This is a genomic window from Gemmatimonadota bacterium (genome assembly GCA_009838845.1).
Lineage (GTDB): Bacteria > Latescibacterota > UBA2968 > UBA2968 > UBA2968 > VXRD01.
In genome coordinates, this window is the sequence record VXRD01000079.1 from 18,332 (window position 1) to 34,140 (window position 15,809).

Consider the following 15,809-nt stretch of genomic DNA (forward strand, 5'->3'; position numbering starts at 1 on the left):
AATTAAATGGAGGAACTCAATGGAATCCCTGCCCCTGCTTTCGGGCCATGCAATGCCTGTTGTCGGTCTCGGTACCTGGCCGATGAGAGGTAATCAATGTAAAGAGGTCATTAAACAGGCTCTCGAATTGGGCTATACGCACTTCGATACGGCCTGGATCTACCAGAATCAGCGCGAAATAGGCGAAGCCCTGCGGGAGGTCGGTGCTGATCGCTCAAAACTTTTTATAACCTCCAAAGTCGGTAGAGATTATCTGCAATATGACGTCGCGATAGAACAAGCCGACGATATTCTCGAATATCTCCAGATGGATTACGTGGATCTGCTGCTGGTCCACTGGCCCAATGAAGCCGTGCCTATGGAAGGAACTATTCGCGCTTTCAACGAGTTTTTCGATGCGGGTAAAGCGAGAAGTATTGGGGTTAGCAACTTTTCGGTCGAACAAATGGAACGCGCCCGTTCGCTCTCTACAGCACCTATCAGTGTCAATCAGATCAAATACCATCCGGGCTACGAACAGCGAGATGTTTTGCAATGGTGCCTGGAAAACGATGTGGTGGTGACTGCGTATTCCCCTCTGGGGAAGAAGGATATTCTTCGGGATCCCGTGTTGCTGAACATCGCCCGTATCCACGATAAGACCTCTGCACATGTCGCCCTCAAGTGGCTGCTGCAAAAAGGCATGATCGTTATTCCCAAAGCGAGTTCCCGAGCACATCTCCAGGCGAATCTCGATGTTTTTGACTGGTCCCTATCTGAAAGCGAGATGCAGTCCATTGACCGCATAGCGGGGTAAACGAAATGGATGAGAAAAACAGGCCCAATGTCGTTCTTATCATTACGGACGATCAGGGGTACGGAACTGTGGGGGTACACGGGAATGATCAGATCAGGACGCCATATATGGATCGTTTGGCCAATGAAGGGGTGGCGTTTGACCGTTTCTACGGGCATCCGCTGTGTTCGCCTTCTCGAGCCGCATTGATGACGGGGCGGTATTTCTATCGAACCGGAATCCTACACACGTCTCGAGGGGGTGCATTAATGTCGGGCGATGAGGTCACTGCCGCCGAGCTATTTCGAGATGCCGGGTACCGCACCGGGATTTTTGGGAAGTGGCATCTCGGTGACAATTACCCAATGAGGCCCATGGACCAGGGATTTGAGAAAGCCGTGTGGCACAAAGGAGGGGGGATCGGGCAAGCCCCCGTAAGGCCAAATAGCTACTTTGACTCACTTCTGTGGCGAGAAGGGGAAGATTTCCAGGCGAAAGGGTACTGCACGGATGTCTTCTTTGACGAGGCCCTCGTGTTTATCGAGGAATATCAAAGCGAGCCGTTTTTTATCTATATTCCGACGAACGCGCCGCACGGTCCTCTCGAGATCAGTGACGAATATGCGGATCCCTATCGCGAGATGGGTCTGGATGACAGCGTCGCACGAATCTATGGGATGGTCGAGAATATCGACGACAATATTGGGCGACTCCTGGAACTGCTGGAACGCCTCGGGCTGGATGAAGATACAATAATCATCTTTACGTCCGACCACGGTCCCGCGGGCGGCAGGTACAATGCCGGACTCAGATCCACAAAAGGAGATGTGTACGAAGGCGGGATTCGCGTTCCGTATTTCATGAGGTGGCCGAAAGGGCTGCCGGCTGGTTTCAAAACCGACAAGATTGCCTCACACATCGATGTTCTGCCCACTTTGTTGTCGCTTTGTAACGTGGATTCCCCTTCTGATCTCAGGATGGATGGCGTGGATCTGACGCCCCTGATTCGAGGTCATGATGTGGAATGGCTTGATCGCACACTTTTCATTCAGACACACCGGGGGAGCCGTCCGCGACAGTACCACAACTGTACGGCGCTCACCCAGCGCTACAAGTGGTTGGGTGATCCCGGTACCGGCGGACAATGGGATTTTGAGACTTCTTCGACAGACCCCGTGATGGAGCTGTACGATCTCGAAGACGACCCTGGCGAAGAGAAAGAGATAGGTGGCCAGATGCCCGATCTTGTAGCGCAGATGAGGAAAGACTACGACGCCTGGTTCGACGATGTGGCTTCGGATTGGCAGGCGGGGGTTATTCACATTGGGAATTCGGCCGAGAATCCTCTCACGCTGTGCCGCTATCAGGATTCAGAATACATATCCGAACTGCCACACGGCTGGCGTGTGAAGGTCGAACAGAGCGGAACCTATGAGTTTCGAATCAACCGCGAGTCGCTAAATGGCGCGGGTGCCCTGGGGGTTCAGTGGCAGGGGAATACCCAGAGAAGCCCGCTGGCTGCGGGAGAGAATACAGGACGATTCGAGCTTGAAGCGGGGGACGGCAATCTGGAGATCTGGTTCGAGCTCGAAGATATAGGTCGCGTGACGTTTTCAAGCAATTTGACGATTGGGGATGTGGAGGTGGATTACCTGGGGTAGGGATAAAACGGTGCGGAATTGTAAAGATGGATGTAAGGTGTCTATTCAAAGCTGTAACCTATTTTGTTTTTTTGAGAAAATTCAGTCCGAACGTTTGATACCATTCGAGAACGTATGAATGACCTTGGTGTGCCAAATGAGGCTCTAACACTTACAGGTGGGATTCACGGTACGTGGAATTGGTTGCCGTGGTTTGATGTGACAATGATTCAGGTGGATCGGTTTTTGCAACGAACATGGAAGACAATAGAGAAATGACTGATGGAATAGAGAAGCCACTAAGTGTAGCAATGAAACGGCATCGGTGTGATGATAGTGAGAATGAGTTATATACGCGTTTTCGTTATTCTCCTGTCGAAGGGCTTGGTTACGAGCCTGGTGTTGGGCGAAGAGATCCGAGTTCGATTATCAAGGTTGGCGATCTTTATTACGTCTGGTACACACATTGCACTGATACGAGATATAAATGGTTGAACGCAGACTTGTGGTATGCGACGAGTCCCGATGGGTATGTATGGACAGAGCTTGGTCCAGCCGTGGAGCGTGGTCCGGCAGGTGCCTGGGATGATTACAGTGTGTTTACATGTAATATTCTCGTCGCCGATGGCAGATACTATCTGGTTTATCAGGCCGAGACCATGCCCGAACGCGGTTTGGGTATCAACGTAGTGGGCATGGCAAAGGCAGACTCTCCGGATGGGCCGTGGGAGAAGTTGCCTGAGCCAGTCTTGGAAACCGCTCCTGATGGAAAATTTGAGGTGCCAGATCTCGATCAGGTGCATAAACGGAAAGTTATTAAAAAAGGGTCGTGGGATAGTGCTGCAGTTCACGATCCGGGGCTTTTGGTGCGCGATGGCAAGTACTGGCTATATTACAAAGGGCATGGAGTCGGAGATATCATGTTTGCCGATTCGAAGTGGGGCGTGGCGATTGCTGATCACCCTGAGGGCCCTTATGAGAAACATCCGCTGAATCCAATTACAAATAGCGGGCACGAGGTCTGGGTTTGGCCCTGGAAAACAGGTGTGGCTGCAATGGTTGATTGGGCGGGTCCTGAGAAGGGATCAATTCAATACGCGGAGGATGGCTTGAACTTTGAGGTGATGGCAACGCTGGAAGATATTCCACCTGCAGGAGGGGCTTATATTCCCGATAAATTTACGGATACAAAAGATGGCAAGGGGTTTAGCTGGGGGCTGTGTCATTACGGACGGTCCGACTGGAATTTTCTGGTGCGCTTCGATTGTGATCTGGAAAGAGGACGGGAAAAACAGCTTGCCTGGTCTTATTTCCAGCACTACAGCACGATCCGCGATGTGATGATTAATCCAGAAAGGTTCAATGTGCCACCAGAGGCGTTGCTGGGATGATAGAATTTTGAAGCTGTAATTTATGATGATATGAGCGAAATCGTTAAGATAAGAACGCGGCTGTTCGAAGTGCCATTGGCGGAGGTGCTGGTCGATGCCAAGCATGGCGACCATAGTCACTTCGAGTTGATTACCGTGACGATAACACTGAAGGATGGGTACGAGGGAACCGGGTACACTTATACCGGTGGTCGCGGTGGCAGGTCGATTAAAGCTATGATCGACGCGGATCTGGCTCCCAGGTTGATTGCCAGGAATGGGGCGGATGTGGAAGAGATCAACGATTGGTGCGAATGGTATATTCATTACGTCGGTCGTGGCGGGGTTTCGTCATTTGCGATATCGGCGATCGACATCGCTCTTTGGGATATCCGCTGCAAACGCAAGGACCTGCCCTTGTGGAAAGTCTCGGGTGGAGTGGGTGCGAGTTGCAAAGCCTATGGTGGAGGCATTGATCTGAATTTTCCACTTTCGAAACTTCTCGATAACATCCGTCGCTATCTCGACAAGGGCTTCAATGGGGTCAAGATCAAGGTTGGACAACCCACCCTTGATGAAGATGTAGAGCGGGTCCAAGCGGTTCGAAAGTTGATCGGTCCCGATATTGCTTTCATGGTCGATGCAAACTACTCCATGAGTGTTGAATACGCTATTGAGGCGGCGAACCGATTTAAGGCGTTCGATATTCTGTGGTTTGAAGAGCCTACGCTTCCAGACGACTATCTGGGGTATGCCGAGATTGCCGATGCTACGGGTGTGCCTCTATCGATGGGCGAGAACCTACATACGATACATGAATTTGGCTACGCTTTTGAACAGGCTAAGCTCTCTTATATTCAGCCTGATGCTTCCAATTGTATGGGGATTACGGGCTGGCTGAAGGTTGCCGAATTGTCGCGTAAGTACGAAGTCCCAATATGCTCTCACGGCATGCAGGAGTTGCACGTCAGCCTGGTTTCTGCGCAACCCAATGCAGGTTGGATGGAATACCACAGCTTTCCAATTGACGAGTACACAAAGCGTCGGTTGAAGATCGAAAACCACCGGGCGATTGCGCCTGATGATCCGGGAATTGGCGTAGAATTCGACTGGTCTAAACTCGAACCTTATTGCGTCTCTGATCTGGTATTCGGCGAATAAGCGTCTGGTTCCTCATCGAATCACGGTGAAATTTGCAACTTGCCGAAATGAATATGAGTACGCGGCGTATCTGGTGTGCCGCTGTCCCACACGCAACGGAAGTCCCCCGGCGCAATTTCAATAAGTGTGGGATAAGAGTTCTTAATCCCGGCATCGTAGAAGGTTTTCTCTTCGCTCCAGGTGTCTCCGGGATTTTTTGTTTTGTACCGCAGAGAGGTCCGACCTCCGTTCGGAAATCCCGGTGCTTTTTCTCTTTGGGGAGGCCCGTCGCTGTACACATAGATATGCGTGCCATTCGAGGATCGGCCAAAGAAAGCTTTTGACTTGGCGTTGTGCAGGTCGGGTTCGGGTTTGGCGACACTCCAGGTCTGGCCACCGTCACGGCTTACGCTCGAATAGGCTCTGGGCGGGTCCGTCGTGCGATCGGTTTCGTCGTAATCGGCCGTTCGCATGACAATCCATAGTTCCTTTGGTGTTTCTCCCGGCGCGATATTTCCCTCGTGTAGGAAAACACGAGCATTGGTGGGTTGGGGAATATATGCTTCGAGCTTCCATTCCAGCAGGCTGGTACTGCTGAGAACGAAGTGGTCACGCGAACCGCGTGGGTCTTCTTGCAGCGTGTTGCGGTGGGCTGGCAGGAGATACTTGTGTACTGAGTCGATTTCTGTAGTAACGATGCTCGAGCATGTGATGAGCGGTCCTGCATAGTGCATCGCCATTTCCACCTGTGTCCAGGAATAACCGCCATCTGCGGTGAATGCACCGACCAGTTGAGATTCTTCGCTATTCTTCTGAGCTATCGGGCAGCGCATCGCAAAGCACCAAATGACGTCCTGTCCGGGGGCGCGGTAAAGAACTGGATTCGCGTAGGCAAATTGCACTATACCCTGACGCTGGCGATGATCGAATATCATCACGGGTTCCTCCCAGGTATCCCCATCGTCGGTTGAGAGCGTCGCGAGAATGTCTCCCATGTCTTTCTTGCCGTTGACCATCGCCCCGAAGGCCACAATGAGATGCCTCTTCTTCTGCCCTGGAATAATGACCGGTTGCCACACGCGCCAGGCCTGCGGATGCTGCTCAACCCGGCGAACTACGCGAAGGTCCATAACATCTCCTCGATAATTCTGCATCATCTATCTCCTCGATTTGCGTTCAAAATTTTTTTAAATTTAAGATCTGCATAATTATCAGTACTTCCAAGCTGGAAATTACCTTCTGTTAAATCGCCATTCAATCTAAGGGGGTTGGGCATTGACATTCTATACAACTTTCATATAAGGAGGACAATATGACACCCATCAGACTTGGTGTTGTTGGTCTTGGTCTTGGTCAATGGATAGTAGAAACTGTGAAGAAAATCGAGGGTGCCCACGTTGTGGCAGCTGCTGAGAATATGCCTGCTCGATTGGACAGTATGGGTGGTTATAGAGCCTATGAGAAGAAAAATGATCTCAGGCTTTACGAAGATGCAGACCAGATGATGGATGCCGAATCGTTGGACGCGGTCGCACTTGCGGTGACGCCCAAACATCGCAGGGCGCTGATTGAATCGGCTGGCAACAGGGGCATCCCAATGCTGATTGAGAAGCCCTGGGCAGGGACAGTGGAAAGTGGAAGAGCGTTGGTTGACTTGTGCAACAGTTTTGATTTGCCCTGTCAGGTCGAATTTCCGATCCGTTGTATGCCTGCAATGGTGCGGTTGCGAGAACTCCTGAAAGGTCCTCTCGGAAATGGGTGGATGGCGAATGGCAATCTGATGGTGGGCTGGTGTCCTCCGCCAGAATCAAAACACTGGGATCCGGAAAACCACAATGGGCTTATCAACGAGTGCTATGTACATCTTTTCGACACGCTGGCATTTTTACTGGGCAAGCCCAAATCCGTATTCTCATTTGGGGGATCGTTCAGAGGTAGCCCAATGCCGGATGCGGCCGCAGCAGTCATTGAGTTCGAATCTGGAGCCTCCGCTTCGCTGACTTGTGGTGGCATTGGTGCTGCGTGTGCTGATGGCGGACATCTTCTGGATATTTGGACAGAGAACGGACTGGCACGCATAACTGGCACGCAATGGCTACCGGATACGCTGGAATGGGCCTTGAGGGAGGCCAAAGAATCTACAGTCGAGACGTTTCAGGCGCCTGAGCGGACGACCCTGATGGAGTACAATATGCGTGCATTTTTCAACGCTGTCCGAAGTGGCACCCCTGTAGCTGCAACACCTGAAGACGGACTGATTGCGACAGCCGTCGCGATGGCCATTCAGGAATCTATTATTACGGGGAATCGCGTTGCGGTGGACTGTTAGGCAAACTCGATTCTGATCCGCCCCCTCTCTGTTCTAACCCAGATCTGGCACTCGCCAGTTGGCATACCAGCGAGAGTCTTCTGGGGGTGCTTTATCCCCGCTCTGCATAGAAGCAAAATTTTTCATTCGGGGGCGGATCTCCTCGTCCCAGATACGCTCAATCTGCCCGTAGGTCAGCGGGGTGTGATCGGGTTTTAAACGCTCGTATTCCGTTAGAAGTTCTTTTGCTTTTTCAGATATATGTGCTGCCGTATCAGCCGCCATTTCTTCTCCTGCTCGCCGGCTGGATGTATCCACATAATCGCCCTGGGCGAAATGAGGCCCTGGCACGTCCGGTCCGGGAAGCCGGGACAGATCTACACAGTCCGGGGCCACGGCCCACAGCAGCGATGTTTCGCCTCTTCCCGCGTGGCCTCCCATGCCCCGGTCGTCTTTGAATCGGGATTCCCCTGTGCCCATACTCATAAGAGAATAGAGGCGGACGGAAACGTGTTGCTGGAGGATTTCAAGTACAACGGGTACGTCCAGGCGGTGTGGTCCCGAATGTCCGGAGAAGAGCACGGCTACGTGAAATCCCAGGGCATCGACGGCGCGGATGTGATAGCAGAGATTTTTTAAAAAGATCCACGGTGGCACCGCTGTAAGCCAGGGGCGGACGTCACCCACCCGTTCGTGTGCCCAGGTCCCGTAGCCTCCCGATTCGTGGCAGTGCCAGTATTCGGGCGGGGCTACAATGCCTCCGAATGACCGGGCGGCCTGACACACTACTCCGTGGGCACGCAGCGCGTCCAGGCCCAGGGCGTTCACCGGGCCGTGGGGTTCACACAGGCCATAGGGTAAATACACCACAGGACAATCTTCAAAAGCGGCTTCCAGTTCATCGGGAAACATGCGTTCCCAGCGGACTTCTCTGCGTTCCATGGTTCAGGCTCCTTATGTTGAATGGAGAATGAGGTAAAAGGCCGGATGAAATTTAGGCTATTAATAAAAAAAGGCTATGATTAATCTCATAGCCTTAAAACAACAGATTGTTTTTTATGGCCCCGAACTGTTCCACTCACTGAACTTTTTACCATAAGAAACCTTTACCCTATCCATAAGTACGACAAAAGCACTTGACAACGACTGCCGAAAACGCCTTCTTACCATCCATCCATACGCAAGAAATGGCCCTTGTAGTTCCTACACGTAGAGGAGATTAGAAGATGAACGACGCGATGCGTGACACGTTCGCACGACAAGGCTATATCGTCGTGCCCGATGTGCTCAATCAACAGCAACTGGACGAGCTCAATCAAGTCTATGATCAGCATATCCACGAGCGGGATGAGGCACTGTCCACAGACGGCACCGACAAACAGAACCGTAAGAGCATCCGGGGGCGCAACACACGCCAGACAACGGATCGGCACGGCAACACCTACGTGGGGAGAAGGTTATGGAGCAAGGCGTATAGGGACCTGATCGACAACGAGATCATGCTGCCCATCCTTGAAGAGCTTCTCGGCGACCCAGCGTGGGGCCATGCCCCAGCACATATGCCGGCAGAGCTTCGCCCCTTGTTCCGGCTGGATCACGACAATATACATTACAAGCCCGGCCGGAAACCGACAGACGGTGAGGACAAAGGCGGGACACTCCACGGCGGCCCTGGCAACTTTCATATCACGTGTGTTTATGAACTCAAGACAGTCGGACCAGATGACGGGGGCTTCGGGTGTGTTGCTGGCACACACAAGCCGGCCAATGAGCAGAAACTGACGGACATCGACGGCGACTGGCGGCGAAACTGGTGCGACACGAAATGGACGTCGCAGCTGCCAAACTGGGATGACGATGTGCCGGTGCACCGCGTCGAGGCCAGGGCTGGGGACTGCATTTTGTTCAGTGAGAAGCTCAAACACGGTACGATTCCGTGGGCAGGGAGCGGCGAACGTCGCACCCTCTTCTACAAGTATGTTCCTTTCGGCATGCACCACGGCGACGCCGCGTACGACACCAACGACCCCGAACTGACTGAGCGGCAGAAACGGATTCTGGAGTTCTCGCCGTGCTGGTTTAACGATCCCCGTGAGGACAAAGACTATTCCGCGAACCCTGCGCTTACCAAGCTCCATCCTCTGGCGTGTGTGGAGAGCGACCCGAGTGTGTTGCTGCCGGGCATGTCGCCGCCGCACATCCGGCTGACGGACGAGACCAGGGCAATGCTGAGTGCCAACTGAAGATTCGAATCTAAAATAAAATGAATATTTTAGGCTGTGAGGGACTTCTCACAGCCTTTTTGTTTCGAAACCGTGGGTATTCAATTTGAATGCCTGCGGTTTTTGGTTTAAGGGAGTCTGTAAAATGAATAAGATGCACGAGTCAAATCATACAAAATGGAATGCAGCTGCACCACGGTGGAAGGCACGCAGAGACTCAAAAGGCCCTTGGCATCGCGGTCATCTGGTACCAGAGCGGGTTGAAAAAGCACTCGAATATTGGAGGGAGAATGCATTGACTGAGCAGGGAGTTGAGCATATCGCTCAACATCTTGGATCCCTGGAGGGAAAAAACGCGGTTGTCTTGGGCAGTGGGGACAACTTCGCCGCCTTCGCCTTGGCATCAATGGGGGCAACAGTCACGTCAGTCGACATTTCCGAGCGACAATTGGAAATCGCCGCCGAAAGGGCAAAGGACCTTGGCCTTGAAATCACCTTCCACCAGGGCGACATTTCGGACCTCCCGACGTTGCCCGACGGAGGATATCACTTCGCGTGTAGCGTAGGCGTTGTGGCCATCTGGATTTCGGATCTCTGGCAATACTACGCAGAGGCAAGTCGGTTGCTGACCCCAGGTGGACTGTTTGTGGTAGGCGAGGTTCATCCCGTGCGGCAAATGTGGAGCAACTGTGAATACTTTATAGGTGAAGATGCGATGGTTGGCAAAGAGGGGGGCAACACTCCCGAAGCAGACTTCTTTTACTTCGATCGTGGGCCTCACCAATACTTGTATAACCCGGAGACAGGAGCGGCGACAGAATTTGTGGATCCTGAAGACGAAGAGACCAGGGATGCCGAGAATGTTCAGTACATTTTTCAGTGGACTGTTTCTGACTACCTGATGGCGATGATTGATGCTGGATTTGAGATCCTTCACGTTTGGGAAGAGCCGACCAAAAATCATGATCAATGGCGTCAGAATTGTTTTCACGCTCTGCCCAACGGATTCTATATGGTCTGTAAGAAGAAGCAATAAGTACGACAAAAACACTTGACAACGACTGCTGAAAACTCCTTCTTACCAGCCATTCATGCGCAAGAAATGGCCCTTTTAGTTTCTACACATAGAGGAGATTAGAAGATGGACAATGCGATGCGTGACACGTTCGCACGACAAGGCTATATCGTCGTGCCCAACGTGCTCAATCAACAGCAGTTAGACGAGCTCAATCAAGTCTATGATCAGCATATCTTTGAGCGGGAGGAGACGCTGTCCACGGCCGGCACCGACAAACAGAACCGCTTCTACATCGGCGGGCGCGACACCCACGAGACAACTGACCGGCACGGCAACACCTACGTGGGGAGAAGGCTCTGGAGCAAGGCCTACAGGGACCTGATCGACAACGAGACCATGCTGCCCATCCTTGAAGAGCTTCTCGGCGACCCGACGTGGGGCCATGCCCCAGCACATATGCCGGCAGAGCTTCGCCCCTTGTTCCGGCTGGATCACGACAATATACATTACAAGCCTGGCCGGAAACCGACAGACGGCGAGGACAAAGGCGGGACACTCCACGGCAGCCCGAGCAGCTTTCATATCACGTGTGTGTATGAACTCAAGACAGTCGGACCAGATGACGGGGGCTTCGGGTGTGTTGTTGGCACACACAAGCCGGCCAATGAGCAGAAACTGACGGACATCGACGGTGACTGGCGGCGAAACTGGTGCGACACGGAGTGGACGTCGCAACTGCCAAACTGGGATGACGATGTGCCGGTACACCGCGTCGAGGCCAGGGCTGGGGACTGCATTTTGTTCAGTGAGAAGCTCAAACACGGTACGATTCCGTGGGCAGGGAGCGGCGAACGTCGCACCCTCTTCTACAAGTATGTTCCTTTCGGCATGCACCACGGCGACGCCGCGTACGACACCAACGACCCCGAACTGACTGAGCGGCAGAAACGGATTCTGGAGTTCTCGCCGTGCTGGTTTAACGATCCCCGTGAGGACAAAGACTATTCCGCGAACCCTGCGCTTACCAAGCTCCATCCTCTGGCGTGTGTGGAGAGCGACCCGAGTGTGTTGCTGCCGGGCATGTCGCCGCCGCACATCCGGCTGACGGACGAGACCAGGGCAATGCTGAGTGCCGGATAGAACTTTTTGGCCAAATGATAGCGAAAATAGAAAAATGCCGTGAGATTTTTTCTCACGGCGTTTTTCATTGATTCACCGTAGAGAAAGGAGCTGTGTCGATGAAGAAGCAAACCCCGGAAGCCATCCTGGCTGGATTTGAGAAACGGGTGGATGCAATGTTCCGCGCAGAATCGGGCACCCCCCTGGTGCGCGCCAAGAAGCAGAAACCACTCGGCCTGGGGCGCGGTAACTACGTTCGAGCCTACTCCTATTCCATGATGGCGTTTGCCGCACGTTGTCTCTACCTTGGCGAGATGCTGGATGAGGCAAATGCCGCACTGGCCGAAAATGCCCAGCACTACCTCGATAACCCAAAGGACATCAATGACCGCGACAGTTTCCACTGGCATGCGGAAATCGTCATGCGGCTGATTGAGATGTACGGCACCAACGGGACGGAGCATCCTGGCCGCATCACCAAAGAGACCGAGGCCCTCGCGCTCAAGCCGGTCTGGCTCTATGCCAAAATGTGCTCGTGGCTAAGCAAGGCGGAGGTCAAGGACTCGCAGACCTGGCACATTTACGGGTCCGAGAACCATCATGCCATGGACTTCACGGTGAATTGGCACTTCTCCAAGCTCGCCAGGAATCTGCCCGAATATAGGAACCTCAAGTTTGATGACGGCGCCACGGCCGAGGATCACTACCGCGCCTGGAACGAGTACTTCATCGCTTACTGCCGTGAACGGGCCCGCAAGAGCCTGTGTATCGAAATGATGAGCGATGGATATAACGCCACGCTGATCAGAGGATTCTATAACTTCTACGACTTCGGTGATCCACCAGTACAGCGCTCGGCCGGGATGTTCCTCGATCTCTACTTTGCTTACTGGGCGCAAGAGCAGATTGGTGGGCATATGGGTGGCGGCGGGTCACGCAGAAAGGGGGAGAAAGCGTTCTACCAGAACCGGGATCACGGAAACGCTCCGTTGGCCTGGTTCTACTTCGGCATCGGCAAGCAACCAACGGTCAATGGTCATGACGTCAACGCCGCACTCAGCGCTTACCGCCCCCCGACCGTAGTGGCCGATATCGCGTCCGACGTAAAGGGACGCGGCCGCTACGAAGTGCGACAGCGTACACAGGGTCTCGGGAGACAAGGCCATTCGTTTCCCATGGTGGCAGTTGCGAGCAAAGCGCCGAATCAATTACGGACCAACGGTGGTGGCATTCTGCGCTACAGTTTCTGTGACCCTGCCTTCATCTTGGGTACCCCAATGACCGAGGCGCGACCGCTGTCCGATTGGGTCGCGATCAGCGCACAGAATCGTTGGCAGGGTGTGATCTTTGCTGGCGAAGACGATGCCCGCATCGTTCCTCTTGTGCGTCCCGAGGACAACAAGGTCGTTCTCAATGCTCAGTGGTCCGTCCAAAGCAAGGGTAGCCTGATCACACAGAAGCTCAAGTACCACAAGGGTGGCGCCGAGATGAATGTCTGGATGTCGGAAAAAGGCTTGAGCGCACCAGTTGAGGAAGATGGTGTGGTATTTGTGGAAGCAGAAGGCGCATGGGCAGCTATTCGCGTGTCCGATGGAGGCTTCACGTGGAAGGATGGCTCATACACCGTCAAGGCTGAGGATGGCAGTACACGTAAGACACCTCCCGGAAGGATCATGGCGCTTAAGGGCGAATACGCCCCCGTCATTCTCGAGGTTATAGCCAAGAGCGATCTCGATAGCTTCGACACGTTCAAAGCGAAGGTAAAAGGTTGTGAGATGAGCATGGATGGAGCCATTCTTAGATACACCACGATCTACAGCGACCTGTTGACCTTTGACACCAGCTTTGAGAAAACGCCCAGCATTAACGGCAAGTCAGTCAACTACGCCCCGAAGAAGGTCTTTGAAAGCCCTTTCCTCAATGCCGACTACAATAGTGGTATCGTCACCATTAGTAAGGGTAAACGGAAGAAGGTGTTGGAATTCTGATTGCTGGGAGTGATATATGGGCGTAATGACAGATGAGCAGAAGAAGCACTTTCGCGAAGAAGGATATCTGCTGGCGTCGGGTTTGATCCCCGAGCATGTGGTTCGCAAGGCTGAAGACGCGATGTGGGCGGCGTTGGAAATGGACCGTGACGACTCTGAAACCTGGGGGCGTGTGTCCGTGCATGCGATCAATCAACAGCATCGTGCATCGCCAGAAAATCGAATGATGAGTTCGCCGGATATCCTGGCGTGTTATACAGATGATATTTTGATCGCAGTATCCGAATTGACTGGTGTAGATCGCGAGGAGATCCACGCGCCGACACAGGTTATGACTCAGAACACGTTTCCGACGGAAGGTGAATGGAGCCACTTGAAACCTCACCTGGATGGTGGATCCGATCCGGTAAAGTACAATCGTCCGACGTTTCCCATTCCAATCCTGGTGCATTCAATTCTGTATCTGAGTGATACAGCACCGCACGGAGGATGCACGTTTGGATGGCCTGGTTCACATCAAAAGCTTCAGGGTATTGCAGAGGACAACCCAGAGAAATATCCCTACTTGTGGGACGTGAATTCGGGTAAGGACACGGTAGATATTGGTGAAGGTGTAGAATTGGTGGCAAAGCGTGGCGACATTCTGTTTTACCAAAACTTTTTTTTGCATGCAGGAAGCAAGAATATAAATGACTATCCTCGGCTTGCATGTCGTAATACATGGAAGTGGAATGCTGTATGAGTGAAACGAAGAGCAGACTGGATGTTGGGGCTCTCGGCTTGGCTTGACTGCGTGTTTTTTATCTCTACCAGTGTACTGAAGTACCAGAATTAACCCACAAATCGTGCAGGAGGACCGAAATGGAAATGACTTTACATCATATGACATTTGAGGATCTGATCAATCGCCATACGTGGCCAGGTGTAAAATATCGTTTTTTGGAAACCTATCCCGATGAAGCAGATTGCATAGACGCATATGCAGATGTGTATGAACGCCTGATCTTGCTGACCCCTGTAGAAACTTCTATGCGACTGAGTGTCACTGAAAAGGTCGGTGACGACGGTCGTATCTGGGGAGATGTATCTGGTCTTGACGGCACACGCTGGAAAGATCAGGATGAAAACAGCAGAATGCCAGGATTGGCAGGAGAAGACGAGGTTTCCTGGGCTATTGAGTTTTGCCCCTGGAAGGAGTGGCTTGGAATGGAGATTGATCCTGAAACATTGCAGCAGTTAGACGAGGTGGATATTCTGGTCCACTGTCTTTGGGAAATGACGTTTTGTGGTTTTGAGCAGGAGACCATTCAACAGGAATACAAGCAAATTCTCGATGCCTGGGAATCTGTTAAGAATTCAGATTTTTCAACTTGAGCCGGAGTAACAAATGGAGATCAGATAGGACTCGAACTTTCCACAAATAATCTGTTCAAATTAGAAAAATGCCGCGAGAAGAAATCTCACGGCATTTTTTCGATTTGTGATTGTTTTTCTTTCTATTTGCCAAAAAATAACTATAATTCTCATTTAATAATCATTTTTCCGGGATGTGCTATGGCTAAACACCACCAAAATCAGTCGCTATACAAGCTCTGTTTCGGTTTATTGACCAGATCATTGATACCGAACTCGCCGACGAACTGGCCTTCCTGGCCAACTACGATGCGGCCAAACGAGCGATCCAAAATACGGTAGATATGCCCGACAGACAGATTGATCTTTTCATTCGCTTCTGTCTCCAAAACAACGGCCGCCTGTCCGCACGAAAACGCGCAAGCCACTTTGATCATCTGACAGATGAAGAAGTTGATGCTATGGAACAGGCTGTGCAATTCCCTGAGAGGTCTGCTTGACGATGATCAAGCAATATCGCGGACGATGCTTCAAAGAAGCGCGGTCGCATTGAATCAAAGGGTTGAGATTAATTTCGTACCAGTGGTAGGGCAACAAGAGGTCGTGTAAAAGTAGCGGACTGAATAGCGGAATCTGTCCATAGAAACGATGCTGTTGCCGAATTGTTGATAGAGAGTCCGTGGTTGGGAAAATGGCTATTTGTAGCCTGAATTCAGGCTCTGTAAGCCCTATGTTTAGTGCGGCGAGACAGAATTCGGGATTCGGCAACAGCATCAGAAACGGGGTAACTCCAGAGCCCTTTTTTTCTTTTAAGGCGCTATCAGCAACAGCAACATAAATTTCCAAAAAATAACCGTAACTTGTTTCTAAACAATA

The 15,809-nt window shown here is 52.1% G+C and carries 14 protein-coding genes and 1 pseudogene; 12 read left to right on the forward strand and 3 right to left on the reverse strand.

Annotation, left to right across the window (positions count from 1 at the left end; genetic code table 11):
* The first annotated feature begins 19 nt into the window (after window positions 1-19).
* The 4 genes from F4Y39_10235 to F4Y39_10250 all read left to right on the forward strand — a co-directional run bounded on the left by F4Y39_10235 (window position 20) and on the right by F4Y39_10250 (window position 4,946).
* Complete coding sequence (locus F4Y39_10235; GenBank protein ID MYC14091.1) at window positions 20-796, forward strand: aldo/keto reductase; 777 nt, start codon at window positions 20-22, stop codon at window positions 794-796.
* Between the two features lie 5 nt (window positions 797-801).
* Window positions 802-2,436 (forward strand): arylsulfatase, encoded by a 1,635-nt coding sequence (locus tag F4Y39_10240; GenBank protein MYC14092.1) that lies wholly within the window; start codon window positions 802-804, stop codon window positions 2,434-2,436.
* A 236-nt stretch (window positions 2,437-2,672) separates the two neighbouring features.
* A complete protein-coding gene (locus F4Y39_10245) occupies window positions 2,673-3,806 on the forward strand; it encodes a family 43 glycosylhydrolase (protein MYC14093.1) in 1,134 nt (377 codons plus the stop codon).
* 30 nt (window positions 3,807-3,836) lie between these two features.
* Entirely contained in the window at window positions 3,837-4,946 is a 1,110-nt protein-coding gene (locus F4Y39_10250) for a mandelate racemase/muconate lactonizing enzyme family protein (protein ID MYC14094.1), read from the forward strand.
* Between the two features lie 20 nt (window positions 4,947-4,966).
* Here the strand turns inward: F4Y39_10250 and F4Y39_10255 are convergent, their stop codons facing one another.
* Window positions 4,967-6,082 (reverse strand): exo-alpha-sialidase, encoded by a 1,116-nt coding sequence (locus tag F4Y39_10255; protein ID MYC14095.1) that lies wholly within the window; start codon window positions 6,080-6,082, stop codon window positions 4,967-4,969.
* A gap of 155 nt (window positions 6,083-6,237) precedes the next feature.
* Between F4Y39_10255 and F4Y39_10260 the strand changes: the two genes are divergently transcribed.
* Window positions 6,238-7,254: a Gfo/Idh/MocA family oxidoreductase gene (locus tag F4Y39_10260; GenBank protein MYC14096.1), complete on the forward strand. Its 1,017-nt coding sequence runs from the start codon at window positions 6,238-6,240 to the stop codon at window positions 7,252-7,254.
* 33 nt (window positions 7,255-7,287) lie between these two features.
* On the opposite strand, the gene F4Y39_10265 is transcribed toward F4Y39_10260, so the two are convergent.
* Entirely contained in the window at window positions 7,288-8,175 is an 888-nt protein-coding gene (locus F4Y39_10265; protein MYC14097.1) for a creatininase family protein, read from the reverse strand.
* A gap of 284 nt (window positions 8,176-8,459) precedes the next feature.
* Here F4Y39_10265 and F4Y39_10270 point away from each other — a divergent pair, with 284 nt between their 5' ends.
* From F4Y39_10270 to F4Y39_10300, 7 genes and pseudogenes are all read left to right on the forward strand, one after another.
* On the forward strand, window positions 8,460-9,476 hold the full coding sequence (locus F4Y39_10270; protein MYC14098.1) for a phytanoyl-CoA dioxygenase family protein: 1,017 nt from the start codon (window positions 8,460-8,462) through the stop codon (window positions 9,474-9,476).
* A gap of 124 nt (window positions 9,477-9,600) precedes the next feature.
* Window positions 9,601-10,491, forward strand: coding sequence for a class I SAM-dependent methyltransferase (locus tag F4Y39_10275; GenBank protein ID MYC14099.1), 891 nt, complete (start codon window positions 9,601-9,603; stop codon window positions 10,489-10,491).
* 105 nt (window positions 10,492-10,596) lie between these two features.
* Complete coding sequence (locus tag F4Y39_10280; protein ID MYC14100.1) at window positions 10,597-11,613, forward strand: phytanoyl-CoA dioxygenase family protein; 1,017 nt, start codon at window positions 10,597-10,599, stop codon at window positions 11,611-11,613.
* 98 nt (window positions 11,614-11,711) lie between these two features.
* Entirely contained in the window at window positions 11,712-13,580 is a 1,869-nt protein-coding gene (locus F4Y39_10285; protein ID MYC14101.1) for a hypothetical protein, read from the forward strand.
* Between the two features lie 16 nt (window positions 13,581-13,596).
* On the forward strand, window positions 13,597-14,322 hold the full coding sequence (locus F4Y39_10290; protein MYC14102.1) for a hypothetical protein: 726 nt from the start codon (window positions 13,597-13,599) through the stop codon (window positions 14,320-14,322).
* Window positions 14,323-14,441: 119 nt separating this feature from the next.
* A complete protein-coding gene (locus tag F4Y39_10295) occupies window positions 14,442-14,954 on the forward strand; it encodes a hypothetical protein (GenBank protein MYC14103.1) in 513 nt (170 codons plus the stop codon).
* Between the two features lie 209 nt (window positions 14,955-15,163).
* Window positions 15,164-15,433: pseudogene (locus F4Y39_10300) on the forward strand (cell filamentation protein Fic).
* Here F4Y39_10300 and F4Y39_10305 read toward each other — a convergent pair.
* Window positions 15,393-15,707 (reverse strand): hypothetical protein, encoded by a 315-nt coding sequence (locus F4Y39_10305; protein MYC14104.1) that lies wholly within the window; start codon window positions 15,705-15,707, stop codon window positions 15,393-15,395. The pseudogene F4Y39_10300 and the gene F4Y39_10305 overlap by 41 nt on opposite strands.
* Window positions 15,708-15,809 lie beyond the last annotated feature (102 nt).

Excerpts from the sequence above, each read along its gene's own strand:
- F4Y39_10235 (MYC14091.1), top strand. The coding sequence starts at position 20 with ATGGAATCCCTGCCCCTGCTTTCGGGCCATGCAATGCCTGTTGTCGGT.
- F4Y39_10240 (MYC14092.1), top strand. The coding sequence starts at position 802 with ATGGATGAGAAAAACAGGCCCAATGTCGTTCTTATCATTACGGACGAT.
- F4Y39_10245 (MYC14093.1), top strand. The coding sequence starts at position 2,673 with ATGGAAGACAATAGAGAAATGACTGATGGAATAGAGAAGCCACTAAGT.
- F4Y39_10250 (MYC14094.1), top strand. The coding sequence starts at position 3,837 with ATGAGCGAAATCGTTAAGATAAGAACGCGGCTGTTCGAAGTGCCATTG.
- F4Y39_10255 (MYC14095.1), bottom strand. The coding sequence starts at position 6,082 with ATGATGCAGAATTATCGAGGAGATGTTATGGACCTTCGCGTAGTTCGC.
- F4Y39_10260 (MYC14096.1), top strand. The coding sequence starts at position 6,238 with ATGACACCCATCAGACTTGGTGTTGTTGGTCTTGGTCTTGGTCAATGG.
- F4Y39_10265 (MYC14097.1), bottom strand. The coding sequence starts at position 8,175 with ATGGAACGCAGAGAAGTCCGCTGGGAACGCATGTTTCCCGATGAACTG.
- F4Y39_10270 (MYC14098.1), top strand. The coding sequence starts at position 8,460 with ATGAACGACGCGATGCGTGACACGTTCGCACGACAAGGCTATATCGTC.
- F4Y39_10275 (MYC14099.1), top strand. The coding sequence starts at position 9,601 with ATGAATAAGATGCACGAGTCAAATCATACAAAATGGAATGCAGCTGCA.
- F4Y39_10280 (MYC14100.1), top strand. The coding sequence starts at position 10,597 with ATGGACAATGCGATGCGTGACACGTTCGCACGACAAGGCTATATCGTC.
- F4Y39_10285 (MYC14101.1), top strand. The coding sequence starts at position 11,712 with ATGAAGAAGCAAACCCCGGAAGCCATCCTGGCTGGATTTGAGAAACGG.
- F4Y39_10290 (MYC14102.1), top strand. The coding sequence starts at position 13,597 with ATGGGCGTAATGACAGATGAGCAGAAGAAGCACTTTCGCGAAGAAGGA.
- F4Y39_10295 (MYC14103.1), top strand. The coding sequence starts at position 14,442 with ATGGAAATGACTTTACATCATATGACATTTGAGGATCTGATCAATCGC.
- F4Y39_10305 (MYC14104.1), bottom strand. The coding sequence starts at position 15,707 with ATGCTGTTGCCGAATCCCGAATTCTGTCTCGCCGCACTAAACATAGGG.